The organism is Streptomyces sp. NPDC051913, from assembly GCF_044593635.1.
In the GTDB taxonomy this organism is placed as follows: Bacteria; Actinomycetota; Actinomycetes; order Streptomycetales; family Streptomycetaceae; genus Streptomyces.
Genome location: NZ_JBIUCI010000001.1, coordinates 536,251 through 560,813 on the forward strand (window position 1 = coordinate 536,251; position 24,563 = coordinate 560,813).

Sequence of the window (24,563 nt, forward strand, 5' to 3'; positions counted from 1 at the left end):
GAACGGAGGGGCACCCCGACCTGACGGGTGCCGTGCCACACTTCCGGCCATGGGGACGATCTACGCGTTCATGGCGGGCGTCAACGCCTACCCACCGCATATCGCCACACCCCTCTCGGGCTGCGTCAACGACGTGGGCGCGGCCCGGGAGTTGCTGGAGGAGCGGGGCGGGGACGGCGTCGAGGTGCGGACGGTGCTGGACGGCGCGGCGACGGTCTCCGTCGTCGAGGACGGCATTCGCACGTTCCTCGGGTCGGCCGGGGCCGGGGACACGGCGTTGTTCTGGTTCTCGGGGCACGGCAGTGAGCGGGTGGCCACCGGCGCCGAGCTCCTCGTCGAGGCGACGGGCCTGAGCCAGGCGCTGGTCTGCGTGGACGGCCCGCTGTCCGACAAGCGCCTGGGCGCGCTGCTGGACGAGGTGGCGGGGCGCGGGGCGCAGGTGGTGGCGGTCCTCGACTGCTGCTACTCGGGCGGCGCGACCCGCGAGGACCGGGTCCCGGCGGATCTGACCGCCCGCTGGGCACCACCCCGCCCGGAGTGGCCCGCCCCCCGCGGCACGGCCCCCGCTCCAGGCACCGCACGGCATCTCCTGCTGGCCGCGAGCCGGCTCGATCAGCTCTCTTACGAGGGCTGGTTCGACGGCCGTCGGCACGGCATCTTCACGCACGCCCTGCTGGACGCGGCCCGCACCGCGGGCCCGGACGCCACCTACCGCCAGGTGCTGGCGGCGGCGGACGCGCGGGTCCGGCGGTCCGGCGGCCGACAGCAGCCAGTGCTGTTCCCGGAGACGGCCGAGGCCGCCGACCAGCCGTTCCTGGCGGGCGCGGGGGCGACCGCGGTCGGCGACCATCTGCTGCGGTGCGGTCCTGAGGGGTGGGAGGTGGACTGCGGGACGGTGCACGGCCTGCGGGGCGGGGCGGACGCCGGGGGCACGGAGTTCGGGGTCATCGGGGACGGGCGGGTCGTCAGGGCTCGTGCGGTGCGGGCGGACCGGTCGCTGGTGGAGCCGGTGGACTGGACACCGGACCCCGGGCGGGCCTACCCGGTCAGCCCGACGGCGCTGGCCGCACCGCCCGCGACGGTCGGTGTCGAGGGCGCGGACGCACGGCTGCGCGCGGCCGTCACCTCGTACGCCACGCCGTTCCTCCAGGTCGTGGACGCGCCGGAGGACTTCGGCGACCTGCACTTCCGGGTGGTCGCGGCGGGCGGCGGCACGGTGGAGGTGCTGGGGCGGGACGGGACGCGGTTCGTGGATCCGCTGCGGCTCGGCGCGCGGCCGGCCGACCGGGACGGCTCACCGGCGGACACGACATCGTCGTACGACGGAAGGGTGGTCGTCGACTGCCTTGCCCACCTGACCCGTTGGCACCGGCTCCGTGATCTCGGCTCGCGGCCGTCCCTCCTGGACAACCAGGTGCGGGTGGAGATCGAGCCCTGGGGCGGTGGGAGCGCGCTGGTGCCGGACGGGCGGGGGGAGATCGTGTGCGCGTACGGACCGGACGGGGAGCCGCCGTCGCTGTCCGTGCGGCTCACCAACCGTTCACAGAAAACTCTTTGGTGCGTGCTGCTCGACCTCACCGACAGCTACGCCAGCGACCCGGTGCTGTTCCCCGGCCACTTCATCGGGCCGGGGCGGACGGGTCACGCCCTGGACGGGGAGCCGGTGCGGCCGGCCCTGCCGCAGCCCAGGGCCGTCAGGTCCGGAGCGGAGGCACGGGACTGGCTCAAACTGATCGTGGCCGAGGGGGAGTTGAACACCGTGCCGTTCCGGATGCGGGCGTGGAACCAGTGGGCGGGCGGCACGGACGAGCACGTCCTGCGCTTCGGCGCGCCCTCCGGCGGACGCGACCTCGGACCGGCCGGCCAGGGCGCGGCGGGCCGCTGGGCCACCCAGACGATCACCCTCAGGACGGTCGTGCCGTAACGGGGGCCTAAGGCGCCAACTGGACGTAGTACGGCTGGAGTACGGAGTTCAGCCATTCCCGTCCCTCGGCCGTGTCGAAGTCCACGGCGTCCTCCTCCTCGGCGCGCAGCGCGCCGTCCGGGCTGCGGTCGCCGAACAGCACCACCGTGCGGTCGGCCGGCTCCCGCTTGGACGCCCACAGCAGCCCCTGGGCCCAGGGCTCGGTGTGGTGGCGGATCCAGTGGGCCCAGTCGCGGGTGTACGGGTACTCGTGGGCCTCGGTGTGCACGAGCCAGGTGTCCTGGTGGACGGCGGCCAGGTCCTGGGCGCTGACCAGCGGCAGCACGTCCACGTCGGCGGCGAGCCGCAGGGTGCTCAGCCGGCGGCCCTCGACGGCACGGCGCGGCAGCAGCCGGGGGCCGCCCGCGGGGTCGAAGGGCAGGGAGCGCAGCAGGGTCTCGCAGACGGCGGCCGTGGGACCGAGGCCGGCGTAGAGATAGCCGTAGGGGTCGCAGGAGGTGGCGTCGAAACGGCCGCCTCCGTACAGACAGTGGGAGGGTTTCGGGTTGAAGCCGGCGGCGGGGCGGTGGGAGCCGTGGATGCGGTAGAGCGGGGTGCCGCGGGTGAGCGTGACCTTGCCTGGGGTGCCGGTCAGGGCGCCGGGCGGCCGGTAGTTGGGCACGGGTTCAGTCACTTCCCATCCGGCAGATCACTTCCCGTCCGGCGGATCGTTTCCCACCGGGCGGCTCACTCTCCACTGCTCATCAAGAACTGGGCGACGTCAGGGAGTTGGCGGTCGTGTTCCGTCCCCAGCAGACTCACCGGGGTCGTCCCGAGCCAGGCGTTGGCGGACAGCCACCAGTCGGCGGCGCCCCATGGGTCGCGGTCGGCGGCGAGGAGGGCGTTGACCTCCAGGACGACCAGCCAGGGCAGGGTGTCCTCAGAGAACTGGAACCGTGGCAGCCGGAGCCGTCCGCCGATGCCGGGCAGCCGGATCAGCTCGGGCGCGAAGGGGGCGCCGCCGCGTCGGAGCAGTGTCTCGGCGTCCAGCGCGGGCTCGGCGAGCAGCCGTTCGCGCACCGGCCCGAGGACCGGGCCGACCATACGGTGCCCGTCGATGAGCAGGACGGCGAGATCCTCGGCGTCGAATCCCTGCACGGTCGGCCGCCCGCTGTTCTGCGGTGTTCCCGGCGTCCCGGTGAACCGCGCCCCGGTGTCCGCCCCGAACTCGTCCGGCAGCCACGCCGCGAGCAGATCGGCGGCCTGGCGGGCGGCGGCGTACCGCAGCCGCTCGTCCCGTGTCCGGTCCCGTACGACGGCGATCAGGCCGGTCAGCCGCTCCCGTTCTGCGGTGGCGAGGCGCCCGGAGACCCGGTCCCAGCGGGCCGCGGCGGCGGCGAGGACGACGTACGGGTCGTCGGGCGCGCTCATCGGCCGTCCTCCGCGGGGGCGTCGGTGGTCAGCAGCCGTTCCAGGAGGTCGGCGCGGGCGTGGCGGCGTACGACGAAGTGGATCTCCCAGTCGGCGCCGCGGGCGAGTTCGGCCTCGACGGCGGCCCACAGCGCGCCGAAGCTCTCCAGCGGGGTGAGTCCGCCGCGGCCGGCGCCGAGCAGGGGCAGACAGACGGACCGCAGCGGCGGGTCGTGCGCGCCGGCTTCCTCGGCGAGCAGCGCGAAGACCCGGGCGACGCCTCGGGTGATGTCGGCGGGCTGGACGTCGTAGTCGTTGGTCTCGGGCCGGGGTACGGCGACGGCGACGTGGTAGATCCGCCGGATGCCCTGGCCCTGAAGGGCGCCCGCCGAGGTGACGGCGACCGTGCCGGGCTGTGCCGCCCGGCCGGGAGACCCGTGCCGGGCGGTCCAGCCCCGTAACTCGTCGTCGATCCTGTCCTCGACGAGTCCCCCGACGGGGTCTCTGCGCGCCCCCGCGCGCCGCAGTGTGGCGGAGACGGACGACTTGTAGGGCGCGGGCAGCGCGAAGTAGGTGTTCGACGGCGAGACGACGACATCGATGTCCCGCAGCAGGTCGACGGAGTGGACGTGCAGGGTGACGGGGACGGTACGGCGGTCGACGCGCGGGCGCAGGGCGCGATGGGCGGCGGGCATGCGCTCGTACGACGGTGCGGGGGCCGGTGTTTTCCCGGCCCCTTGGACGACGAGCTGGACGACCTGTTCGGCGACCTGCCCGAGGACCATGAGCTCGTGGTGCTTGCGGAACCGCTCGACGCTCACCCCGTACACCTGGGCGGCCCGTCTGCGCCGGTCGGCGGCCGGCCAGTCGCGGGTGCCCTGGGCGAGCCCGAGGCTGTACTCGGCGGCGGTCTGGAGCGTGCCGCCGCCGATCCGCGAGACGGCGAGCCGCAGCACCTTCTCCACCGGCCCCCCTGGCGACTCGCCGTCTCCCCGCGGGAGTTCACGGGCGGCCCCGGCGAGTGCGGGTACGTCGAGTGCGCGCAACCTGACGACTCCGGCCCGCCGCACCTTCCGCACCTCCGCCAGCACCGCTCCGTGATCGGGCACGTGAGGAGACCGCGGCATGACGATCAGGATCGCACCGCCGCCGCCGGCCTCACAAGCCCGCCCCGTACACCCATTCCAGCGCACGCCCCGGTCGCGAACGGGTCGCGCCCGGGGCGAACTCAGGGCGTTCTCAAGGCAGTTACGAAACGACCAGACTCAACACGGCCGCCACCAGGAACCCCACCACCGACAACACCGTCTCCAGCACCGTCCACGTCTTCAAGGTGTCCCGTTCGCTGATGCCGAAGTACTTGGCGACCATCCAGAAGCCTCCGTCGTTGACGTGCGAGGCGAAGATGGAGCCGGCGGAGATGGCCATGATGACGAGGGCGACGAAGGCCTGGGAGTGGTCGGCCTCGGCGAGGAGGGGGGCGACGATGCCGGCCGTGGTCACGATGGCGACGGTGGCCGAACCCTGGGCGACCCGGAGGACCACCGAGATCAGGTAGGCGAGGACGATGACCGGGAGGCCGACGTCGTTGAAGGTGTCGGACAGGGCCTGGGCGACGCCGCTGGCCTTGAGGACGGCGCCGAAGACCCCGCCCGCGCCGACGACCAGGAGGATGTTGCCGACCGGCTTGAGCGAGGAGGTCGACACCGTTTCCAGGGACTTGCGGGACCAGCCGCGGCGGATGCCGAGGAGGTAGTACGCGAGGAGCAGGGCGATCGTCAGGGCGACGAAGGGGCTGCCGAAGAACTCGACCACCGAGCGGAGCGTGGACGGGTCGAGGGCGATCGAGGAGAACGTCGCCGCGAGGATCAGGACCAGCGGCGTACCGATGATGCCGAGGACCGTGCCGAGCGGGACGGGGTCCTCGCGAGGCACGACGCCCTGCGCCCGCTGCTCCTCGATCACCGCGAGCCGCGCCTCCGCCGCCGCCTCGACCATGTCCTGCGGTACGGCGACGAAGATGCGCCGGCCGACCCACGCCGAGAACGCCCACGCGGCCAGCACCGCCGGGATGCCGCAGACCACGCCCATGAGGATGACCCAGCCGAGGTCGACGTGGAGCAGCCCTGCCGCGGCCACCGGACCGGGATGCGGCGGCAGGAAGGCGTGGGTCATCGAGAGGCCGGCCAGCAGGGGCAGACAGTAGAGGAGGATCGACTTGCCGCTGCGCTTCGCCGCCGCGTAGACGATGGGCGCCAGGACGAAGATGCCGACGTCGAAGAAGACCGGGATACCGAAGATCAGGCCGGTGAGGCCCATCGCGAGGGGCGCCCTCTTCTCACCGAAGAGGTTGAGCAGCCGGGACGCCAACACCTCCGCCCCGCCGCTGACTTCGAGGATCGCGCCGAGCATGGTGCCGAGGCCGATGATGATCGCGACATGGCCGAGGATGCCGCCCATGCCGGACTCGATGGTGGACACGGCGTCCGACCTCTGGACCGTGCCGAAGAGTTCGGTGACCGAGAGACCGGCGAGCAGGCCGACGGCTATGGACACGGCCAGCAGCGCCACGAAGGGCTGGATCCTGACCTTGATGATGAGGAACAGCAGCAGCGCGATGCCGAGGGCGGCGACGGTCAGCAGACCGGCGGTGCCGTCGATGAGGAGGAGCAGTCCACCGGTGTGGGGTGGCGCCTCGGTGGGGGTGGTCGCGGCGAGCGGAAGGGACATACGGGGGTCCTCTGCGTAAGAACATGGAGCTTTCGGGCAGGGCGAATCGCGGCATGGCCACCCGTGGGGGGCCATGCCGTCTGCTTACGGCGTGCGGGAGTTGAGGGGGTGTCGGCTCAGCCGAGGACGGCGAGCGCGTCGATCTCGATGAGGAGCCCGGCGGGGAGACCGACGTAGACGGTCGTACGGGCGGCAGGCGGCTGGGTGAGCCCCTGCTCCTCGAAGTAGGTGTTGTAGAGGGCGTTCATCTCGGCGAAGTGGTCGACGTCGGTCAGATAGACGCGGATCATCATCACGTCGTCCCAGGACGCGCCGCCCTCCTCCAGGATCGCCTTGACGTTGGCGAGGGTCTGGAGGGTCTGCTCCCGCAGGGTCGGCCCGGCGGGCGTCGGGGCCTGGCCCGCCACCGCCGGCAGGAATCCGACCTGCCCGGCGACCTGGAGGATGTTGCCCTTGCGCACCCCGTGCGAGAACTTCGCGGGCGGGGTGGTGTGGGTCGTGGGGGTGAGCGCGATCTTCTCGGTCATGGGGTGACTTCCTTGACGGGGGTTCTGCCGGAGTACTCCCCGCTGATCGTGTCCGCCGTGCGGCGGACCAGCGGGAGCAGGGTGAGGAGTTCGTCGGCGGTGACGACGACGTTCGGCGCGGAGACCGACATCGCGGCGACGACCCGGCCGTCGGCGCCGCGGATCGGTGCGGCGACGCAGTTGATGGACTCCTCGTGGCCACCGAGGTCGGTGGCCCAGCCCTGTTCGCGCACTCGCTCCAACTCCTTCAGAAAGGCAGGGGCGTTGGGTGTCGAACGGGCCGTGTACAGGGGGTAGTCGAGCTTGTCGGCGAGAGCGCGGCGTTCGCCCTCCGGGAGGTCGGCGAGCAGCAGCTTCGCCACGGCGGCGACCGTGATGGCGACGGGCTTCCCGATCCGCGAGTACATCCGCACCGGGTAGCGGCTCTCCACCTTGTCGATGTAGAGGACGTCCTCCTCCTCGTACACGGCGAGGTGGACGGTGTGGCCGACCTGTTCGTTGAGGCGTACGAGGTGGGGGTGGGCGATCTCGCGGATGTCGAGGTTCTCCATCGCCTCCTGGGCGAGGGCGATGAGCCGGGCGCCGAGGCGGTAGCGCTGGTCGGACTGGCGGTAGACCATGCCGTGTTCATGGAGCGTGCGCAGCAGCCGCAGCGCGGTGGACTTGTGCACGCCGAGCCGGTCGGCGACCTGCCCGAGATCGGCGGGGCCCTCGGCGAGCAGCGGCAGGATGCTGAGCGCGCGGTCGACGGTCTGACTCATGGGGTGCGTACCTCCTCCGGGGCCTGCGCGGCTTGCGTCCAGCCGGGGCCGAGACGAAGTCTCTCCCACGCCGGCTCGTCGAGAGCGACCAGCTGATCGGCGTGTGCGCGGGAAGGGGGCGTCGCCAGGTCACCGGGCACGGTGAGGGCGGCGGCGGCCCAGAGGTGCCCGGTGCGCAGGCTTGTGCCTACGGGGAGTCCCCGCAGGACACCGGAGAGGAACCCGGCGGCGAAGGCATCTCCGGCACCGGTGGTGGAGACGACGTCGACGGTGGGGGCGGGTTCGAAGGTGGGGGTTGCCGTGGGCGACTGCCCGCAGTCAAGCGGATCTGGGGGCGCGGGGAACTGCGCGACCAGCCCCGACTCACCCGCACCCGACACGAAAGCCGTAGCCCCCGTTCCTCCCTGCTTCACCACCACCACCGCCGGCTCCGGCAACACCTCACGGACCGCCGACGGCCCGCCCGTGACCCCCCACACCTCCTCCGCCTCGTCCTCCCCCACGAACACCACGTCCGCCCCCCGCGCCAACTCCAGCAGCACCTCGGCCCCGTCGGCGTCGCGCCACAGCCCCGAGCGGTGGTTCACGTCGAAGGAGACGACGGGGCGCTCCTCACGCGGCGCGGTCAGGGACCGCATCAGCTCCAGGCAACCGTCGGACAACGCCGCCGTGATCCCGGACAGGTGGAGTATCCGACCGGCACCCACCTCGACATTGCCCACCGTCATCGCCGACGCCGCCGACCCCGCCCGGTAATAGGCGACCTCGTGCGCGGCCGTCCCCCGCTCCCCCGCCGTACGGAAGTACACCCCCGTCGGCCGCGAAGCATCACGCCGTACGCCGCTCACATCCACGCCGTACGACCCGACGGTCTCGACGAGGTGGTCCCCGAACCCGTCCGCGCCGACCCGGCTCACCCACCGCACGGCATGACCGGCGGCAGCCAGCGCACACGCCACGTTGGACTCCGCGCCCCCGATCGCCCGGTCGAAGGACGGCACATCGGCGAGGCGGCCCGGCCGCGTGGGCAGGAAGGTGACCATGGACTCGCCGAGCGAGACGACATCGGCGGCGCCGGCGGTGTCGGTGACGTCGGGGGCGTTCAGGATGGTCATGGCTCCTCGTCGTCTCGGGCCCGGGCGGCTCCATTGACCCGGCGTTGGCCAGGATGTTAGACACCAGTAAGCGACATACGCAATGGACGTTGCAGAGCATGCAACCGACCTGATCAGGGAGGCCCCGTGTCCCTCGACACCGGTACCGAAGCTCTCGCCCGCCTCGCGGAGGAACGGGTCGACCACCGCTTCAAGGGCCTCCCCCCGGACGCCGACGGCCTCACCGTCGCCGAGCTGGCGGCCCAGCGCCGCAACCTCTTCACCGACGGCTTCACCACCCCGGTGCTGGCCCTCTCCGCCGAGCGGCTCGAACACAACCTCCGGCTCATGGAGACGTACGCGACCCGCCACCACCTCGCCTTCGCCCCGCACGGCAAGACCTCCATGGCGCCCCAGCTCTTCCAGCGGCAGATCGAGCACGGCGCCTGGGGCATCACCCTGGCCGTGCCGCACCAGGTCCGCGTCGCCCGGGCCTACGGCATCCAGCGGATCTTCCTCGCCAACGAACTGACCGATCCCGCCGCCCTGCGCTGGATCGCCGGTGAGCTGGCGACCGACCCCTCCTTCCGGCTCGTCTGCTACGTCGACTCCGTGCGCGGCGTCGAGCTGATGGACGAGGCACTGCGCGGGACCGTCCGGCCGGTGGACGTCGTCGTGGAACTCGCCGCGGGTGAGGGCGCCCGTACCGGTGTCCGCACCGAGGCGGAGTGCGCGGCGGTCGCCGACGCCGTGGCGGGCACCGACACCCTGCGGCTCGTCGGGGTCGCGGGATACGAGGGCGAGGTGCCCCGGGCCGATCCCGAGCGGGTGCACGCCTGGCTGCGGCGGCTGGTCGCGCTCGCCGTCGACTTCGACAAGGCGGGCCGCTTCAAGGACGTGGCCGAGATCGTGGTCAGCGCGGGCGGCAGCGCCTGGTTCGACGCGGTGGCGGACGTCTTCGCTCAGATCCCCGAACTCTCCCTCCCCGTACTGAAGTTGCTGCGTTCCGGCGCCTACGTCTCGCACGACGACGGGCACTACCGGAAGATCACCCCCTTCAACCGGGTGCCGGAGGAGGGCGCCCTGGAACCGGCGTTCCGGCTCTGGTCGCAGGTCGTCTCCCGGCCCTCCGCCGAGCAGGCCTTCGTCAACGCGGGCAAGCGGGACGCCGCCTACGACCTGGATCTGCCGTTCGCCCAGGTGGTACGCCGGGAAGGGGCGGCGGAGCGGCCCGCGACCGGGATCGAGGTCACCGGCCTTTCCGACCAGCACGCCTGGCTGCGCACCGCCCCCGGCGCGGACCTGGAGGTCGGCGACTGGCTGGGCCTCGGCCTCTCCCACCCGTGCACGTCCTTCGACAAATGGCAGCTGATCCCGGTGGCCGAGGCGGACGGCACGGTGGTCGACTACATCCGCACGTTCTTCTAGGAGGTACGACCGTGGAGGAACTGGTCATCCGGGACGCGGACGTCGTCGACGGCAGCGGTGCGCCCTCGTACCGCGCCGATGTGGTGGTCGACGGCGGCCGGATCGTCTCGATCGTCAAGGAGGCCGCTGACGCCGGGTGCCAACGCCCCACAGCGCGGCGCGAGTTGGACGCGGAGGGGCTCGTCCTCTCCCCCGGCTTCATCGACATGCACGCCCACAGCGACCTCGCCCTGCTGCGCGACCCCGACCACAGCGCGAAGGCCGCGCAGGGCATCACCCTCGAAGTGCTGGGCCAGGACGGGCTGTCGTACGCCCCCGTCGACGACCGCACGCTCGCCGAGGTGCGCCGCGCCATCACCGGGTGGAACGGGTACGGCGACGACATCGACTTCGACTGGCGGACCGTCGGCGAGTACCTCGACCGGCTGGACCGGGGCATCGCCGTCAACGCGGCCTATCTGATCCCCCAGGGCACGGTCCGGATGCTCGCCGTCGGCTGGGAGGACCGCGAGGCGACCCCGGCCGAGCTGGACCGGATGCGCCGGCTCGTCGCCGAGGGCATGGAGCAGGGCGCGGTCGGTATGTCGTCCGGCCTGACGTACACGCCCGGCATGTACGCCAAGGACGCCGAACTGACGGAGCTGTGCCGGGTGGTGGCGTCGTACGGCGGCTACTACTGCCCGCACCACCGCTCCTACGGGGCGGGCGCCCTTGAGGCGTACGAGGAGATGGTGGCCCTGACGCGGGAGGCGGGCTGCTCGCTCCATCTCGCCCACGCCACGATGAACTTCGGTGTGAACGAGGGCCGCGCGCCGGAGCTGACGGCGCTGCTGGACAAGGCGCTGGCGGACGGTGCCGACATCAGCCTCGACACCTACCCCTACACCCCGGGCAGTACGACTCTGGCCGCGCTGCTGCCGAGTTGGGCGAGCGAGGGCGGCCAGGAGGAGATCCTCGGGCGGCTCGCCGACGACGGGACCTCGGAACGCATCCGTCACCATCTGGAGGTCGTCGGCTCGAACGGCTGTCACGGGGTGCCGGTCGACTGGGAGACGATCGAGATCTCGGGGGTGGCCGACCCCGCGCTGGCGGACCAGGTGGGCCGCCGCCTCGACGGCTGGGCGACCGCCCGCCGGCTGCTGCTCGCCGACCGGCTGGCCCCGTCGATCATCCAGCACGTGGGCCACGAGGAGAACGTCCGGCACATCATGCGCCACCGCGTCCACACCGGCGGTTCGGACGGCATCCTCCAGGGCGCGAAGCCGCACCCGCGGGCGTACGGCACGTTCCCGCACTATCTCGGCCACTACGTACGGGAGTTGGGGGTGCTGTCCCTGGAGGAGTGCGTCGCGCATCTGACCGGCCGCCCCGCCGCCCGCCTCCGCCTCCCGGACCGCGGCCTGATCCGTGAGGGCTACCGCGCCGACCTCGTCCTGTTCGATCCGGCGACGGTGGCGGCGGGCTCGACCTTCGCCGCGCCCCGCACCCTCCCGACCGGCATCCCGCACGTCCTGGTCGACGGCCGTTTCGTGATCGAGGAGGGCCACCGGACGGATGTCCTCGCGGGACGCTCCGTCCGGCGAACCCCCTAGTACTGCTACGGCTTGGGCAGCGTGCAGCCGCTCGCGCTCAGGTCGAGCTTGTTGTCCAGGCCGAAGCAGGCCGGGATCTGGTAGGTCTCCTGGGCGTAGTTGATGCCCTGGCGGACGGTGACGTTGCCGCTCGCGTCGACCTCACAGGGGTTGTTGTCGGTGCAGCGGCCGCCGTCCTCGTTGCCGGTGTTGTTGACGGCGACGACCTTGCCGGTGGCGTTGTCGATGACGGGCGAGCCCGAGGTGCCGCCGATGGTCTGGCAGGCGGAGGTGTAGCGGACCGAGTCCTTCCAGGTCCACTCGCCTTCCTTGAGGCGGTAGGCGAAGCCGTCGACGTTGCAGGCGTACGTGCGCTTCCAGTAGCCGGAGACGACCGTGATGGCGGTGCCGGCCACCGGGTGGGTGTCGTTCAGGGTCAGCGCGTCGATGCCGTACGTGCTCTTGATCGAGGCGTAGGTGCGCGTGAGCTGGTAGATCGACACGTCGGTGTCGGTCATCGTCGCGTAGGCGATCTTGCTGGCGCGGAGCGTTCCGACCCTGGTACCGGAGGAGTTGAGGAGCCCGAAGCTCCGGGTGGACGCCTGGTCGACGATGACCTCGCCGGCCGCCGGGAAGCCGGTCTCCAGGCAGTGGCCGTTGGACATGACCAGCGCGGGGTCGTCGGCCTCGGAGTTGGGGAAGCGGATGACGGACCCGGAACAGTTGCTGAGCGAGACGGTGCCGGCGAAGTTGACGGCCTGGAGCTGGGGCGCGAGGGCCTGGTTCAGGCTCGCCGAGGCGGACGTGACCGTGTCCCAGACGGTGGAGACGGCGGTGCTGGTGTCCACCGCTCCCGTGGTGTCCGGGGCCGCGACCGCTGGTGCCGCGCCGACCCCGGCCATCGCCAGGGCGAGCACTACGGCACCGAGAGGCTTCTTCATGTGGGGGTCCCCTCAATTGCGACGAGGGTGACCGGAGAATCTCCGGCCACCCGCCAAGTTGTCATGCGCATTGTCATCTTGGCGGGGCGGCCGGGCAAGGACTTGTTTCGAGCCGTGGGGGTTTCCCTACGAACCTGCGGACTCCTGCCCGGGGTCGGGGACTTCATGCATCACGCGGCTCAGCGGGGACGCTTGGTGTTGCCCAGCCCCTTGCCCGGCTTGCCGTCGGAGTCGGAACCGGAACCGGAGTCACCCGGGTCGCCGGACCGGGTCGCGGTCGCGGCGGGGGCGGAGGCGGTCGCCGTGGCGGTGGGGGTGACGCCCGCGGGGGCGGCCGACTCCGACGCGGTCTTCGCGGACGCCGGGGACGAGGACGCCGACGAGGCCACGGACGGGGACCCGCCCTGTGAAGCGTCGGCCGCCCCCGGGGTGTCGGTGGCGGAGCCCGCCGTGACGTCCGGCGCCGCGGAACCCGTACGCCGCTCCTTGCCCTCCGAGGCACCCGGGGACCCGGACAGGGAGAACCCGGCGACCAGCGCCGCCATCGACACCGCGCCCACCGCACCGGCCGCGACCACCACGCGCCGCGAGCGCCAGGGGCTCGGCTTGGGCTTACGACGGGAGCGGGGACCGGGGGCGACCGCCGCACCCGGCACGCCCGCTGCACCCGGCACGCCCGCGGCACCCGGCAGGGAAGGCAGCTCGGCCGTCTCGTCGTACGCGTTCTGCCACCCGTGCGCGACGGCCGGGTCGGCGTACTCGTCGTAGGCGGGGGGCGGCTCGGCCCGCGGGTGGTACACGTTCGGCGCACCCTGGGGCGCTCCGGCCGCGCCGATGCCGTTCTCGTTCTGGGGTGGCCTGGACATGGCCGCGCATTGTAGGGACGCGGGGGCCGCCGAGACAGCTACCGGCGATAACCACCCAAACTGCCGCGTCTCAAGTGGTGGAAAACACGGCCCAAGCCGCGTTACCGGGCCGTAAGCTCCCTGGCATGCAGGTGATCCAGTCGACCAAGCTCGCCAACGTCTGTTACGAGATCCGGGGCCCGGTTCTCGAGGAGGCCATGCGGCTTGAGGCGGCGGGTCACCGCATCCTCAAGCTGAACACCGGCAACCCGGCCGCCTTCGGGTTCGACTGCCCGCCGGAGATCCTCGAGGACATACTGCGCAACGTGTCGTCGGCGCACGGCTACGGCGACGCCAAGGGCCTGCTCGCCGCCCGCCGAGCCGTCGTGATGCACAACCAGACCCTCGGCATCGAGACCGACGTCGAGCACGTCTTCATCGGCAACGGCGTCTCCGAGCTGATCGTGATGGCGATGCAGGCGTTGCTGGACGACGGCGACGAGGTACTCGTCCCGTCCCCCGACTACCCCCTGTGGACCGCCGCCGTGTCCCTGTCCGGCGGCACCGCCGTGCACTACCGGTGCGACGAGCAGTCCGACTGGATGCCGGACCTCGCGGACGTGGAGCGGAAGGTCACCGACCGCACCAAGGCGATCGTCATCATCAACCCGAACAACCCGACGGGTGCGGTGTACGACGAGGCCATGATCCGCGGCCTGACGGACATCGCGCGCCGCCACAACCTGCTCGTCTGCTCCGACGAGATCTACGACAAGATCCTCTACGACGACGCCACCCACACCCCGACCTCGTCCGTCGCGCCCGACCTGCTGACCCTCACCTTCAACGGCATGTCGAAGGCGTACCGGGTGGCCGGCTACCGGGTGGGCTGGATGTCCATCTCCGGCCCGCGCGCACACGCCGACTCCTACATCGAGGGCCTGACCATCCTGGCCAACATGCGGCTGTGCGCGAACATGCCGGGTCAGCACGGAGTCGTGGCCGCGCTGAGCGGCCGGCAGACCATCAACGACCTGGTGCTGCCGGGCGGGCGGCTGCGCGAGCAGCGGGACGTGGCGTACGAGCTGCTGACGCAGATCCCCGGCGTGAGCTGCGTGAAGCCCAAGGGCGCGCTGTATCTCTTCCCACGCCTCGACCCGAACGTCTTCAAGATCAAGGATGACCGCCAGATGGTCCTGGACCTGCTGCGGCGCGAGAAGATCATGGTCGTCCAGGGCACCGGGTTCAACTGGAGCGAGCCGGACCACTTCCGGGTCGTGACCCTGCCCAACGCCCGCGATCTGCGGGACGCGATCACGCGTATCGGGAACTTCCTGGACGGTTACAGCCAGCCGTAGCGTGCCGCCGATGGGCCGTTTTCGCGATCGCAGCCAACTTTAGAATGAATCTAAGCTAGGATGGTTTCCTGACCGCGACGGAGGCCCTCCCATGTACGAACCGATCCGCACCAAGTCGGTCCACAGCACGATGGCCGACCCCACCTCCGACTTCCCCCACCGCACCCGCGAGGAGGAGTTGGACATCCAGCTCGCGGGACATCTGGCGGCGCTGCTCGCGGTCACGGACTCGCTGCGCTCGATCGAGCCGACCGAGGATCTCGACACCGCCGCCGAGCGGCTCGCCGAGCAGGTGACGCGACTGCGCGGTGGCGGGGCGCCGGTTCGCGCGGTCGCCTCCGGTACGGGTGACGCCGCGAACCTGCACGAGCGGGCGCATGCCCTCGCGGGCCGGGCGCTGGTCGTGGCCGCGTCGCGCGCGGACACCGCGGTGGCGATCCTCGCCGCCGAGCGGATGGACGCCCACGCGCTGAGCAGCGTCGGCTGACCCCAGGAACGGCCCCGGTCCGCGTGCACCCGCAGCGACGCGCGGACCGGGCGCCATGCACTGCGTTGGCTTGAGCCGGGTGCCTGTTCGCCGTAGGGGTTCACGTTCGTTTGCGGGTGCCGGTTCGTCGTGGCTTGTCGCGCAGTTCCCCGCGCCCCTTCGGGGGCGTTGCAGCACCGGGGCCGGTATGACACCCCCCGTTCACCCCCCGCGCCGGGGAATGTTGGGTTCCGCGAGCACTCTTCCCCCGTGAGACGAATCATCGGAATCGTCCTCGCGATCCTGCTGGTCGGCGGCGTGGTGGCAGCCGTCGTGGCGGGGCGCAGCGATGGGGACAACGGCACGGCAACGAAGACCGTGCAGGGAGTGATCGGATCGGAGAAGGCGGAGTTCTTCGCCGATCCCGACGTGGTGAAGGCCCTCGCCGCCAAGGGCTACACCGTGCAGGCCGAGACCTCCGGGTCATGGGCCATGGAGGGGATGGACCTCAAGGGCTACGACTTCGCCCTGCCGTCCAGCCAGGCGCCGGCCGTCGAGCTGGCCGCGAAGTACAAGGTACGCGGGACGCTGCCCCGCCCGTTCTACTCGCCCCTCGTCGTCGTGGCGCACCGAAGCGCCGCCGAGGTGCTCGCGGGCAACGGGCTCGCGAAGCTGGACGGGAAGAGCCGCGGCACCCTGGACATGGCCGCCTATCTCGACGCGGCCCGCGCCGGGCGGACCTGGCAGCAGCTCAAGGGGGCCGGGAAGTACGGGGAGTTGGGCGGCACGCTCTACATCTCCAGCACCGACCCCGAGTCCTCCAACTCAGGCGCCCTCTATCTCGCCGCCACCTCCTACGTCGCCAACGGCGGCAAGGTGGTCGCGAGCGACGCCGACGTCGAGCGCACGGCACCGCTGCTGAAGAAGCTCGTCAGCGTCCAGGGCACCCAGCAGACCAGCACCGACGCGTCCTTCCGGGACTTCGTCAGCGGCGTCGGCAACCCGCTGGTCCTCGTGTACGAGTCACAGGTCGCCTCGCTCCTCGTGGGCGGGCAGCAGCCCGGTGACCTGGTCGTCCTCTACCCGGACACCACGGTCAACAGCGACCACACCGTCGTACCGCTCACGGAGGACGGGCGCGCGCTCGCCGAACTCCTCTCCACCGACCAGGAGTTGCGCAGGCTGCTGGTCCGGCACGGGTTCCGGCCGCAGGGGGCGGCCACCGCGTTCGGCTCGGCCGACGCGCATCTCAAGCAGGAACTGACCGGCGTCCGCCAGGCTCCCGTGCCCACCTCCGCGGTGCTGCACGAGCTGGCCCGCCGAGCGACGGGGGACGACAAGTGACCGACGACACCGACGACTTCACCCTCACGCCGCCCGAGGCGGTCGCTCCCGTACCGCGGGAGCGGGCCGGTGGGCTCGTGCCCGTCGACGAGTCCGTCCGTACGGGGATGGCGCAGAAGGCCGCCGACTATGTGGCCGGGCTCGCGGCGCTCGACGCCCGCTCCCCCGAGTTCGCGGGCAAGGTCGGCGAGATCACCGGACTGGGCGCCGGGGACATGCGCAGTGCCGCCGCGCAGTCCAACCGGATGCTGGAGCGGACCGTGCGCAGCCTGCCCGACAAGGGCGGCGACGCACAGGCGCAGGTCGCCGGGTCGCTCGTAGAACTGCGGCGCGTGGTCGAGGACCTGGACCCGCGTGACCTGGCCGCCACCAAGGGGCGGAAGTTCCTCTCCCGGCTGCCCGGCGGCAACAAGGTACGGGACCATCTCGCCAAGTACGCCTCCGCACAAGGGACGTTGAACCGGATCGTGGGTGCGCTGCGTGGCGGACAGGACGAACTGCGTCGGGACAACGCGGCGTTGCAGACCGAGCGGGTGCGGCTGTGGGAGACCATGGGCAAGCTCCAGGAGTACGTCGTGCTCACCGAGGCCCTGGACACGGCCGTCGAGCGCCACATCGACGGGGTCGGTGACCCCCAGCAGGCCGACGGTCTGCGGGCCGACGTGCTCTTCCCGGTCCGGCAGAAGCACCAGGACCTGCTGACCCAGCTCGCCGTGTGCGCCCAGGGCTACCTCGCCATGGACGTCGTACGCCGCAACAACGAGGAGCTGATCAAGGGCGTCGACCGGGCCGCCACCACGACCGTGTCGGCGCTGCGGATCTCCGTGATGCTGGCCTCCGCGCTGGACAACCAGAAGAAGGTCGTCGAGCAGGTCAACGCGTTGCGCGGGACGACCGAGGACCTCATCCGGGGCAACGCCGAGATGCTCGCCACGCAGAGCGGGGAGATCCAGCGCATCGCCGCCGACCCGGCCGTGGGCGCGGAGACCCTGCGGTCGGCGTTCCAGCAGATCTATCGCACCCTCGACGCCATCGACACCTACAAGGTGCAGGCGACCGAGGCCATGGCGTCGACCGTGGAGTCCCTGACCGCCGAACTCCAGCACGCGGGTGCCTACCTGGAGCGCAGCCGGACGCAGGGCGCGCTGGAAGGGGGCCTCGGATGAGACGGGCACTGACAGGCACCCTCGCCGCCGTCGCGCTGCTGTCGGGCTGCACGGGGACGACGGAGAGGAAGGACGGGCCGGCCGAGGGCGCGGTACGGATCCTGGCCTCCAGCGAACTGCGCGACATGGAACCGATCGTCGAACGGGTCGGTGCGGACATCGGCGTCGACGTCTCCCTGTCCTACACGGGCACCCTCGACGCGGTGGACACGCTCGCCAAGGGGAAGGCGGACCATCGGTACCAGGCGGTGTGGCTGTCCTCCAACGACTATCTGCGGCTGCGTCCCGAGGCCGCCCGGCGGGTGGTGTCGGAGACCGAGGTGATGGCCAGCCCGGTCGCCATCGGCGTCAAGCAGGCCACCCTCGGGGAACTGGGCTGGCAGCCCGACGACGTCACCTGGGCACAGGTCGCCGAGGCCGTGCGGGACGACGGGCTGACGTACGGCATGACCGACCCCACGGTCTCCAACTCCGGTTTCTCCACCCTGATCTCCGTCGCCTCGGCGCTCTCCGGGGCGCAGTCCGCCCTCACGGACGAGGACGTCACGAAGGCGACACCGCGGCTGAAGGAGTTCTTCCAGGGGCAGCAGCTGACCTCGGGATCATCGGGCTGGCTGGCCTCGGCGTACAAGCGGCGCGGGAACGTCGACGCGCTCATCAACTACGAGTCCGTCCTCAAGGGCATCCCGGAGCTGACCGTGATCCGCCCCCGCGACGGGGTCGTCACCGCCGACTATCCGCTGTCCACGCTCACCACCGCCGACGCCGCACAGCGCGACGCCGTCCGCCGGCTGACCGAGGCCCTGCGCACTCCGGAGATCCAGCGCGAGATCACCGAGCGCACCCATCGCCGCCCGGTGGTCCCCTCGGTCGCCCCCGCGGCCGGCCTCGGCACCGACCGACGGCGTGAACTTGCCTTCCCGGGCAGCCGGTCGGTCGCGGACGGGCTGCTCGACGCGTACGACAACGAGCTGCGCCGGCCGTCCCGGACCGTGTACGTCCTCGACACCTCGGGCTCGATGGAGGGTGACCGGCTGAAGCGGCTGAAGAAGGCGCTCACCGACGTCAGCGCCGATTTCCGGGGCCGTGAGGAGGTCACGCTGATGCCGTTCGGCTCGGAGGTGAAGGACGTGCGGGGGCTGGCCATGGATGCCGACCCCCGGGACGGCATCGAGGACGTCCGTGCGGAGATCCGGGCACTCACCGCCGAGGGCGACACCGCGATCTACTCCTCGCTGGAGGAGGCGTACGGGCAACTCCGCGGTGAGCGGGACATGTTCACCTCGATCATGCTGATGACGGACGGTGAGAACACCACGGGCAGCACGGCAGCGGAGTTCGAGGGGTTCTACCGCGCCCTCAGCCCCGCCCAGCGGCAGATCCCCGTCTTCCCCATCCTCTTCGGCGACTCCGACCGCTCCGAACTGGAACACATCGCCGACCTGACCGGCGGCCGTCTCTTCGACGCCCGGACGGGGTCGCTGGACGGTGCCTTCGAGGAGATCCGTGGCTATCAGTAGATATCTGGAGTCCCGCAAGAACATCGCGGGCAGCGTGTGCGGGCTCATCGGGGTCGGGCTCACGCTCGCGGGGGTGGCGGGCGCGTACTGGCCGGTGGTCGTGGCGGGGCTGTACGGCGCCGGGGCGCTGGTCGCCCCGCCGGAGCGGCCCGCGCTGCCGGACTTCCCCGACCCTTCGGCCCAGTTGGACGCCCTGCGGGACGACTTCGGGAAGCTGTGCGCCTATCTGGCGGAGGTCGAGCTGCCCCCGGCCGCCGCGGGCCGCCTCACCGAACTGACCGACCTGCTGTCGGCGTTGCTGGACCCCGGCTGGGCCACGGAACTCCTCTCCCAGGACCCGGAGGGCGTGCACACGCTCGCCCGGGCCGTACGGCAGGACGTTCCCGAGGCCGTCGACACCTTCGTACGCACCAGGTGGTGGACCCGCCTCGCGCCGGGCCAGGAAGCCCCGGAGCGCCATCTGGAACGGCAGTTGACCCTGCTCCAGGAAGAGGCGGAGCGGCTGGCGGCGGCGCTGCGGGAGGCGGAGGCCAGGCGACAGGAGTCGCACACCCGCTATCTGGAGGACCGGGGCCGGGCGAACTGACCCAGCGGCACGAGGCGCCACAAGAAGACGAAGGCCTGGCATCGCGTTCCCGTCGGGGCGGACGGACACGCGATGCCAGGCCTTAGGCCGTGTCTTTCGGATCATCCCGGGGCCGCGGGGCTTGGCACGCCCATCTGCCGCGTTGTCGTCGGTCGCCGACGCTCCGCGTCGACTCCCTCCTCCGCCTTGCAGCTGCACGCACCAAGCCCCGCTCACCGGCACCGGTTCAGCACCGTCGCTCCGAGTCGGGCTGATCCGAAAGACACGGCCTGATCCCGCACGCCGTTGTACGGAACCTCGTCGGCTGTCACCGCGGTCGGCCGTGACGATACAGCTGGTCAGGGCACGATCGGAGCCGACCGCGGCGGTCTGTGCGGGGACTTCAGCCCAGGCGCTGCACCAGCGCCCGGTACTCGTCCCACAGTTCCTTCGGGGTGTGGTCGCCGAAGGTGTTGAGGTGTTCGGGGACCAGCGCGGCCTCCTCGCGCCAGACCTCCTTGTCGACGGTGAGGAGGAAGTCGAGATCGGCGTCGGCCAGTTCGAGACCGGCCGTGTCGAGGGCCTCCCGGGTCGGCAGGATGCCGATCGGGGTCTTCACACCCTCCGCCTTGCCGTCGAGACGCTCGACGATCCACTTCAGGACACGGCTGTTCTCACCGAACCCGGGCCAGACGAACTTGCCCTCGTCGTTCTTGCGGAACCAGTTGACGTAATAGATCTTGGGGAGCTTCGCGGCGTCCTTGTCCTTGGCGACATCGACCCAGTGGCCCATGTAGTCGCCCATGTTGTAGCCGCAGAAGGGCAGCATGGCGAAGGGGTCGCGGCGCAGCTCGCCGACCTTGCCCTCGGCGGCGGCGGTCTTCTCGGAGGCCACGTTGGCGCCGAGGAAGACACCGTGGTTCCAGTCGAAGGACTCCGTCACCAGCGGCACCGCGGAGGCGCGGCGGCCGCCGAAGAGGATCGCCGAGATCGGCACGCCCTTGGGGTCCTCCCACTCGGGCGCGATGATCGGGCACTGCGAGGCCGGGACGGTGAAGCGGGCGTTGGGGTGGGCGGCCGGGGTCTGCGACTCCGGCGTCCAGTCGTTGCCCTTCCAGTCGGTGAGGTGCGCCGGGGTCTCCTCCGTCATCCCCTCCCACCAGATGTCGTTGTCGTCGGTCAGCGCCACGTTGGTGAAGACGGAGTTGCCCCACAGGGTCTTCATCGCGTTGGCGTTGGTGTGCTCACCGGTGCCGGGCGCGACGCCGAAGAAGCCGGCCTCGGGGTTGATGGCGTAGAGGCGGCCGTCCTCGCCGAAGCGCATCCAGGCGATGTCGTCACCGATCGTCTCGACCGTCCAGCCGGAGATCGTGGGCTCCAGCATGGCGAGGTTGGTCTTGCCGCAGGCGGAGGGGAAGGCGGCGGCGACGTACTTCGACTCGCCCTGCGGGGGCGTCAGTTTGAGGATCAGCATGTGCTCGGCCAGCCAGCCCTCGTCGCGCGCCATGACGGAGGCGATGCGCAGGGCGTAGCACTTCTTGCCGAGCAGGGCGTTGCCGCCGTAGCCGGAGCCGTAGGACCAGATCTCGCGGCTCTCGGGGAAGTGCGAGATGTACTTGGTGCTGTTGCACGGCCAGGGGACGTCCGCCTCGCCCTCGGCGAGGGGCGCGCCGAGGGTGTGCACGGCCTTCACGAAGAACCCGTCGGTGCCGAGCTCGTCGAGGACCGGCTGTCCCATGCGGGTCATGGTGCGCATGGACACCGCGACGTAGGCGGAGTCGGTGATCTCGACGCCGATCGCGGAGAGGTCCGAGCCGAGGGGGCCCATGCAGAACGGGACGACGTACATCGTCCGGCCCTTCATGGAGCCGCGGAAGACGCCCTTCTCGCCCTGGAAGATGTCCCGCATCTCGGCGGGGGCCTTCCAGTGGTTGGTCGGGCCCGCGTCCTCCTCCTTCTCGGAGCAGATGAAGGTGCGGTCCTCGACGCGCGCGACGTCGGTCGGGTCGGAGGCCGCGTAGTAGGAGTTGGGGCGCTTGATCGGGTCGAGCCTCTTGAAGGTGCCCTTCGCCACGAGCTCCTCGCTCAGGCGCTCGTACTCCGCCTCGGATCCGTCACACCAGACCACGTTGTCCGGCTGGGTCAGTTCGGCGATCTCGTTCACCCACGAGATCAGTTCCTTGTGCTGGGTGGGGATGACGGGGGGAGCCGCGATGTCGCGCGCCACGATTGCTCCTTGATGAGGGATTTTTTGTTTGGAGGCCCCGTGGGGGCTGCGACCCGGATGCTTCTCGGTGGTGACCTTGGCGCTCATCCGGTGCCGACCGCACTCATTTGATCATCCGACGCTACCGCCCATCTGTCCAGAGGGCATCACAGGTGAGCGGAGTGAGGATTGCCACGTGACGCGCTGTTGCCGGAGCGCTTCTTTGCGTGCACGTTGGGTTCACTTGAGAGTTCTTTACCGAGCCCTCCGGCGCGTCAACTGCCGTGAGATGATGGCCACTCTCGGCCGGTTATCAGCTCCTGCTCATCCGCGACTTACGGGTCCGTAGGTACGATGCCGGGCATGACTGCGTCCGCCTCCGACGCGCATCTGGACCCCTCGGCCGCCGGCCGCGGTCCTGTAGCGCTCTCCCTGTCGCAAGAGATCAAGCCGAAGCTCAGGGGCTGGCTGCATCTCGGCATGTTTCCGGCCGTACTCATCGCGGGTCTGGTGCTCACCGCTCTCGCGGACTCGACCCGGGGCCGGATCGCCTGCGGGATCTTCGCCCTGACGGCCTGCCTGCTGTTCGGCGTCAGCGCCCTCTACCACCGGGGCAACTGGAGTCCGCGCATGGACGGCGTCCTGCGCAGACTCGATCACGCCAACATCTTTCTGATCATCGCGGGCACCTACACCCCGCTGACCATGCTGCTCCTGCCGGGAAGCAAGGGACAGTGGCTGCTCTGGGGCATCTGGGGCGCGGCGCTGGCCGGAATCGCCTTCCGGGTCTTCTGGGTCGGCGCGCCGCGCTGGCTGTACACCCCCTGCTACATCGCGATGGGCTGGGCGGCGGTCTTCTTCCTGCCCGACTTCATGCGCACCGGCGGCATCGCGGTACTGGTCCTGGTGATCGTCGGCGGGCTGCTCTACAGCGCGGGCGGCGTCATCTACGGCATCAAGCGCCCCAACCCGTCACCGCGCTTCTTCGGCTTCCACGAGGTCTTCCACTCCTTGACGCTGGCGGCGTTCGTCGTCCACTACGTGGGGATCTCGCTGGTGGCGTACCAGCACGCGTAACGCCCATCCCGCACCCCTCCGAGGGCCACGGCTTCAAGCCGTGGCCCTTTTTGATGGCTGTATCCAGTTGACAGACACTCTATTTTGAGAGTTACTCTCATTTCATGGAGACTTCCACTTCCGACCCTCGCCGCTGGTGGGCTCTGGCCGCCCTGGTCGCGAGCATGCTGACGCTCGGCTTCGACACGACGATCCTCAATGTGGCGCTGCCGACCATGGCCGCCGACCTCGGCGCCTCTACCGGTGAGCAGCAGTGGATGGCGGACGCGTACGTTGTCGTCTTCGCCGCGCTGATGCTGCCCGCGGGCCTGCTGGGCGACCGGTTCGGCCGCCGCAGGATGCTGATCACCGGCCTCGTGATCTTCCTCGCCGGTTCACTGATCGGCGCCCTCGCCGGGGACGTGAACTGGGTCATCGCCGCCCGTGCCGTGATGGGTGTCGGCGCGGCCCTGGTCACCCCGCTCGCGCTCTCGGTGCTGCCCACGCTGTTCAGCCGCGACGAGCAGCCCAAGGCGACCGCCATCGTCTCCGCCGCCTCCGCGCTCGGTCTGCCGCTCGGCCCGATCATCGGCGGCTGGCTGCTCAACCACTTCTGGTGGGGCTCGGTCTTCCTGGTCAACGTCCCGATGGCCGCGATCGGCATAGTCGCCTGTGTCTTCCTGCTCCCCGAGACCCGAGACCCCGCCTCGCCCAGGGTCGACGCCCTCGCCACCGCGCTCACCGCGACCGGCCTCGGCGCCTTGGTCTACGCGATCATCGAGGCCCCCACCCGAGGCTGGGGCGACCCGCTGGTCGTCGCCACGTTGGTCGCGTCCGTCGCCCTGATCACCGCCCTCGTCCTGCGCGAACGCCGGTCCGCACGCCCCATGCTCGACATGACGCTGCTCGCCCACCGCGGCTTCCTTTTCAACACGATCGCCGCGACCCTGGTGATGTTCGTCCTGTCCGGTCTGCTGTTCGTGCTGCCGCCCTACCTCCAGGCGGTCCTCGGCAGCGACGCCTTCGGCACCGGCTTGCGGCTGCTGCCGATGATGGGCGGCATCCTGATCGCCTCCCGCACCGCACCGCAGGCCGCCGTCCGCTTCGGCGGTCGCGCCACGGTCAGCGCCGGACTGGTCGTCCTGGCGTTCGCCGCGTTCCTCGGCAGCCGCACCACGGTCGACTCCGGCTACGCCTACACCGCGCTCTGGCTCTCCGTCACCGGCCTCGGCTTCGGCTTCGCGCTCATGCCGGCGATGGGCAACGCGCTCGGCGCCCTTCCCCGCGACCGCGCCGGCAGCGGATCCGGCCTCCTCATGACCCTGCGCCAGGTCGGCGGCGCGATCGGCATCGCCCTGCTCGGCAGCCTGCTCGCCGGCACCTTCCAGGACCGCCTCGACGTCACAGGGCTGCCCGACCGGGCCGCCGACACCGCCGGGGAGTCGGTGGTCGCCGCCCACCTGGTCGCCGAGCGGACCGGCTCCGCCGACCTGGCGGCCTCCGCGAACAGCGCCTACGTCCACGGCATGGGCGTCGTCCTGCTGGTCTGCGGAGTCGCCGCCCTCGTCTCGGCGCTGCTCGCGGCGGCGTTCCTGCCGGGCGCTCGGAAGGCCGACGAGGCCGCGGGCACCCCGGACATGGTGGCGCCGCCTGCCGATGCCCGACAATGAAC

Annotated in this window: 21 protein-coding genes; 11 read left to right on the plus strand and 10 right to left on the minus strand. The window is 71.1% G+C overall.

All coding sequences use genetic code 11. The annotated features are described in order from the left end of the window. The first annotated feature begins 49 nt into the window (after positions 1 to 49). Entirely contained in the window at positions 50 to 1,924 is a 1,875-nt protein-coding gene (locus ACIHIX_RS02495; protein WP_399948887.1) for a caspase domain-containing protein, read from the plus strand. Positions 1,925 to 1,931: 7 nt separating this feature from the next. On the opposite strand, the gene ACIHIX_RS02500 is transcribed toward ACIHIX_RS02495, so the two are convergent. The 7 genes from ACIHIX_RS02500 to ACIHIX_RS02530 form a co-directional block, all read right to left on the minus strand. Continuing rightward, the gene (locus ACIHIX_RS02500) at positions 1,932 to 2,597 is read right to left on the minus strand and encodes an RES family NAD+ phosphorylase (RefSeq protein ID WP_399948889.1); all 666 of its coding nucleotides are present in this window, start codon (positions 2,595 to 2,597) and stop codon (positions 1,932 to 1,934) included. A 53-nt stretch (positions 2,598 to 2,650) separates the two neighbouring features. Beyond that, positions 2,651 to 3,334, minus strand: coding sequence for a hypothetical protein (locus ACIHIX_RS02505; protein WP_399948891.1), 684 nt, complete (start codon positions 3,332 to 3,334; stop codon positions 2,651 to 2,653). Beyond that, positions 3,331 to 4,440, minus strand: coding sequence for a hypothetical protein (locus ACIHIX_RS02510; protein WP_399948893.1), 1,110 nt, complete (start codon positions 4,438 to 4,440; stop codon positions 3,331 to 3,333). Before ACIHIX_RS02510 ends, ACIHIX_RS02505 begins: the two co-directional genes overlap by 4 nt. Before the next feature lie 121 nt (positions 4,441 to 4,561). Beyond that, complete coding sequence (locus ACIHIX_RS02515) at positions 4,562 to 6,043, minus strand: GntP family permease (protein WP_399948895.1); 1,482 nt, start codon at positions 6,041 to 6,043, stop codon at positions 4,562 to 4,564. A gap of 116 nt (positions 6,044 to 6,159) precedes the next feature. Next, a complete protein-coding gene (locus ACIHIX_RS02520) occupies positions 6,160 to 6,570 on the minus strand; it encodes a RidA family protein (protein WP_399948897.1) in 411 nt (136 codons plus the stop codon). Beyond that, positions 6,567 to 7,331, minus strand: a complete 765-nt coding sequence (locus tag ACIHIX_RS02525) for an IclR family transcriptional regulator (RefSeq protein ID WP_399948899.1) — start codon at positions 7,329 to 7,331, stop codon at positions 6,567 to 6,569. The genes ACIHIX_RS02520 and ACIHIX_RS02525 overlap by 4 nt, the downstream gene beginning before the upstream one ends. Further along, a complete protein-coding gene (locus ACIHIX_RS02530; RefSeq protein ID WP_399948901.1) occupies positions 7,328 to 8,446 on the minus strand; it encodes a sugar kinase in 1,119 nt (372 codons plus the stop codon). Before ACIHIX_RS02530 ends, ACIHIX_RS02525 begins: the two co-directional genes overlap by 4 nt. A 126-nt stretch (positions 8,447 to 8,572) precedes the next feature. Here ACIHIX_RS02530 and ACIHIX_RS02535 point away from each other — a divergent pair, with 126 nt between their 5' ends. Together ACIHIX_RS02535 and ACIHIX_RS02540 are read left to right on the plus strand one after the other, a co-directional pair. Further along, complete coding sequence (locus tag ACIHIX_RS02535; RefSeq protein ID WP_399948903.1) at positions 8,573 to 9,853, plus strand: amino acid deaminase; 1,281 nt, start codon at positions 8,573 to 8,575, stop codon at positions 9,851 to 9,853. Positions 9,854 to 9,864: 11 nt separating this feature from the next. Beyond that, positions 9,865 to 11,445, plus strand: coding sequence for an amidohydrolase family protein (locus ACIHIX_RS02540; protein ID WP_399948905.1), 1,581 nt, complete (start codon positions 9,865 to 9,867; stop codon positions 11,443 to 11,445). Between the two features lie 5 nt (positions 11,446 to 11,450). Here the strand turns inward: ACIHIX_RS02540 and ACIHIX_RS02545 are convergent, their stop codons facing one another. Then, on the minus strand, positions 11,451 to 12,365 hold the full coding sequence (locus tag ACIHIX_RS02545) for a serine protease (protein WP_399948906.1): 915 nt from the start codon (positions 12,363 to 12,365) through the stop codon (positions 11,451 to 11,453). 179 nt (positions 12,366 to 12,544) lie between these two features. Further along, positions 12,545 to 13,231 (minus strand): hypothetical protein, encoded by a 687-nt coding sequence (locus tag ACIHIX_RS02550; protein ID WP_399948908.1) that lies wholly within the window; start codon positions 13,229 to 13,231, stop codon positions 12,545 to 12,547. Positions 13,232 to 13,356: 125 nt separating this feature from the next. Between ACIHIX_RS02550 and ACIHIX_RS02555 the strand changes: the two genes are divergently transcribed. From ACIHIX_RS02555 to ACIHIX_RS02580, 6 genes are all read left to right on the plus strand, one after another. Further along, on the plus strand, positions 13,357 to 14,568 hold the full coding sequence (locus ACIHIX_RS02555; protein ID WP_399948910.1) for a pyridoxal phosphate-dependent aminotransferase: 1,212 nt from the start codon (positions 13,357 to 13,359) through the stop codon (positions 14,566 to 14,568). 91 nt (positions 14,569 to 14,659) lie between these two features. Further along, complete coding sequence (locus ACIHIX_RS02560) at positions 14,660 to 15,055, plus strand: hypothetical protein (RefSeq protein ID WP_399948912.1); 396 nt, start codon at positions 14,660 to 14,662, stop codon at positions 15,053 to 15,055. A 249-nt stretch (positions 15,056 to 15,304) separates the two neighbouring features. Continuing rightward, positions 15,305 to 16,378 carry a hypothetical protein gene (locus ACIHIX_RS02565; RefSeq protein WP_399948914.1) on the plus strand — a complete coding sequence of 358 codons (1,074 nt, stop codon included), beginning with the start codon at positions 15,305 to 15,307 and terminating at the stop codon, positions 16,376 to 16,378. Beyond that, a complete protein-coding gene (locus ACIHIX_RS02570; RefSeq protein WP_399948916.1) occupies positions 16,375 to 17,544 on the plus strand; it encodes a toxic anion resistance protein in 1,170 nt (389 codons plus the stop codon). Before ACIHIX_RS02565 ends, ACIHIX_RS02570 begins: the two co-directional genes overlap by 4 nt. Beyond that, positions 17,541 to 19,064, plus strand: coding sequence for a substrate-binding domain-containing protein (locus ACIHIX_RS02575; RefSeq protein ID WP_399948918.1), 1,524 nt, complete (start codon positions 17,541 to 17,543; stop codon positions 19,062 to 19,064). The genes ACIHIX_RS02570 and ACIHIX_RS02575 overlap by 4 nt, the downstream gene beginning before the upstream one ends. Continuing rightward, positions 19,051 to 19,650, plus strand: coding sequence for a hypothetical protein (locus ACIHIX_RS02580; RefSeq protein WP_399948920.1), 600 nt, complete (start codon positions 19,051 to 19,053; stop codon positions 19,648 to 19,650). Before ACIHIX_RS02575 ends, ACIHIX_RS02580 begins: the two co-directional genes overlap by 14 nt. Positions 19,651 to 20,032: 382 nt before the next feature. Here the strand turns inward: ACIHIX_RS02580 and ACIHIX_RS02585 are convergent, their stop codons facing one another. Continuing rightward, entirely contained in the window at positions 20,033 to 21,856 is a 1,824-nt protein-coding gene (locus tag ACIHIX_RS02585; RefSeq protein WP_399948922.1) for a phosphoenolpyruvate carboxykinase (GTP), read from the minus strand. Positions 21,857 to 22,198: 342 nt separating this feature from the next. Here ACIHIX_RS02585 and ACIHIX_RS02590 point away from each other — a divergent pair, with 342 nt between their 5' ends. Together ACIHIX_RS02590 and ACIHIX_RS02595 are read left to right on the plus strand one after the other, a co-directional pair. Then, on the plus strand, positions 22,199 to 22,912 hold the full coding sequence (locus ACIHIX_RS02590) for a hemolysin III family protein (RefSeq protein ID WP_399948924.1): 714 nt from the start codon (positions 22,199 to 22,201) through the stop codon (positions 22,910 to 22,912). Between the two features lie 104 nt (positions 22,913 to 23,016). After that, on the plus strand, positions 23,017 to 24,561 hold the full coding sequence (locus ACIHIX_RS02595) for a DHA2 family efflux MFS transporter permease subunit (RefSeq protein WP_399948926.1): 1,545 nt from the start codon (positions 23,017 to 23,019) through the stop codon (positions 24,559 to 24,561). The last annotated feature ends 2 nt before the right edge of the window (positions 24,562 to 24,563 follow it).

What these genes read in the sequence shown, in the direction of transcription:
- ACIHIX_RS02495 (WP_399948887.1), top strand. Translation starts at nt 50, where the DNA reads ATGGGGACGATCTACGCGTTCATGGCGGGCGTCAACGCCTACCCACCG.
- ACIHIX_RS02505 (WP_399948891.1), bottom strand. Translation starts at nt 3,334, where the DNA reads ATGAGCGCGCCCGACGACCCGTACGTCGTCCTCGCCGCCGCCGCGGCC.
- ACIHIX_RS02510 (WP_399948893.1), bottom strand. Translation starts at nt 4,440, where the DNA reads ATGCCGCGGTCTCCTCACGTGCCCGATCACGGAGCGGTGCTGGCGGAG.
- ACIHIX_RS02515 (WP_399948895.1), bottom strand. Translation starts at nt 6,043, where the DNA reads ATGTCCCTTCCGCTCGCCGCGACCACCCCCACCGAGGCGCCACCCCAC.
- ACIHIX_RS02520 (WP_399948897.1), bottom strand. Translation starts at nt 6,570, where the DNA reads ATGACCGAGAAGATCGCGCTCACCCCCACGACCCACACCACCCCGCCC.
- ACIHIX_RS02525 (WP_399948899.1), bottom strand. Translation starts at nt 7,331, where the DNA reads ATGAGTCAGACCGTCGACCGCGCGCTCAGCATCCTGCCGCTGCTCGCC.
- ACIHIX_RS02530 (WP_399948901.1), bottom strand. Translation starts at nt 8,446, where the DNA reads ATGACCATCCTGAACGCCCCCGACGTCACCGACACCGCCGGCGCCGCC.
- ACIHIX_RS02545 (WP_399948906.1), bottom strand. Translation starts at nt 12,365, where the DNA reads ATGAAGAAGCCTCTCGGTGCCGTAGTGCTCGCCCTGGCGATGGCCGGG.
- ACIHIX_RS02550 (WP_399948908.1), bottom strand. Translation starts at nt 13,231, where the DNA reads ATGTCCAGGCCACCCCAGAACGAGAACGGCATCGGCGCGGCCGGAGCG.
- ACIHIX_RS02555 (WP_399948910.1), top strand. Translation starts at nt 13,357, where the DNA reads ATGCAGGTGATCCAGTCGACCAAGCTCGCCAACGTCTGTTACGAGATC.
- ACIHIX_RS02560 (WP_399948912.1), top strand. Translation starts at nt 14,660, where the DNA reads ATGTACGAACCGATCCGCACCAAGTCGGTCCACAGCACGATGGCCGAC.
- ACIHIX_RS02575 (WP_399948918.1), top strand. Translation starts at nt 17,541, where the DNA reads ATGAGACGGGCACTGACAGGCACCCTCGCCGCCGTCGCGCTGCTGTCG.
- ACIHIX_RS02590 (WP_399948924.1), top strand. Translation starts at nt 22,199, where the DNA reads ATGACTGCGTCCGCCTCCGACGCGCATCTGGACCCCTCGGCCGCCGGC.
- ACIHIX_RS02595 (WP_399948926.1), top strand. Translation starts at nt 23,017, where the DNA reads ATGGAGACTTCCACTTCCGACCCTCGCCGCTGGTGGGCTCTGGCCGCC.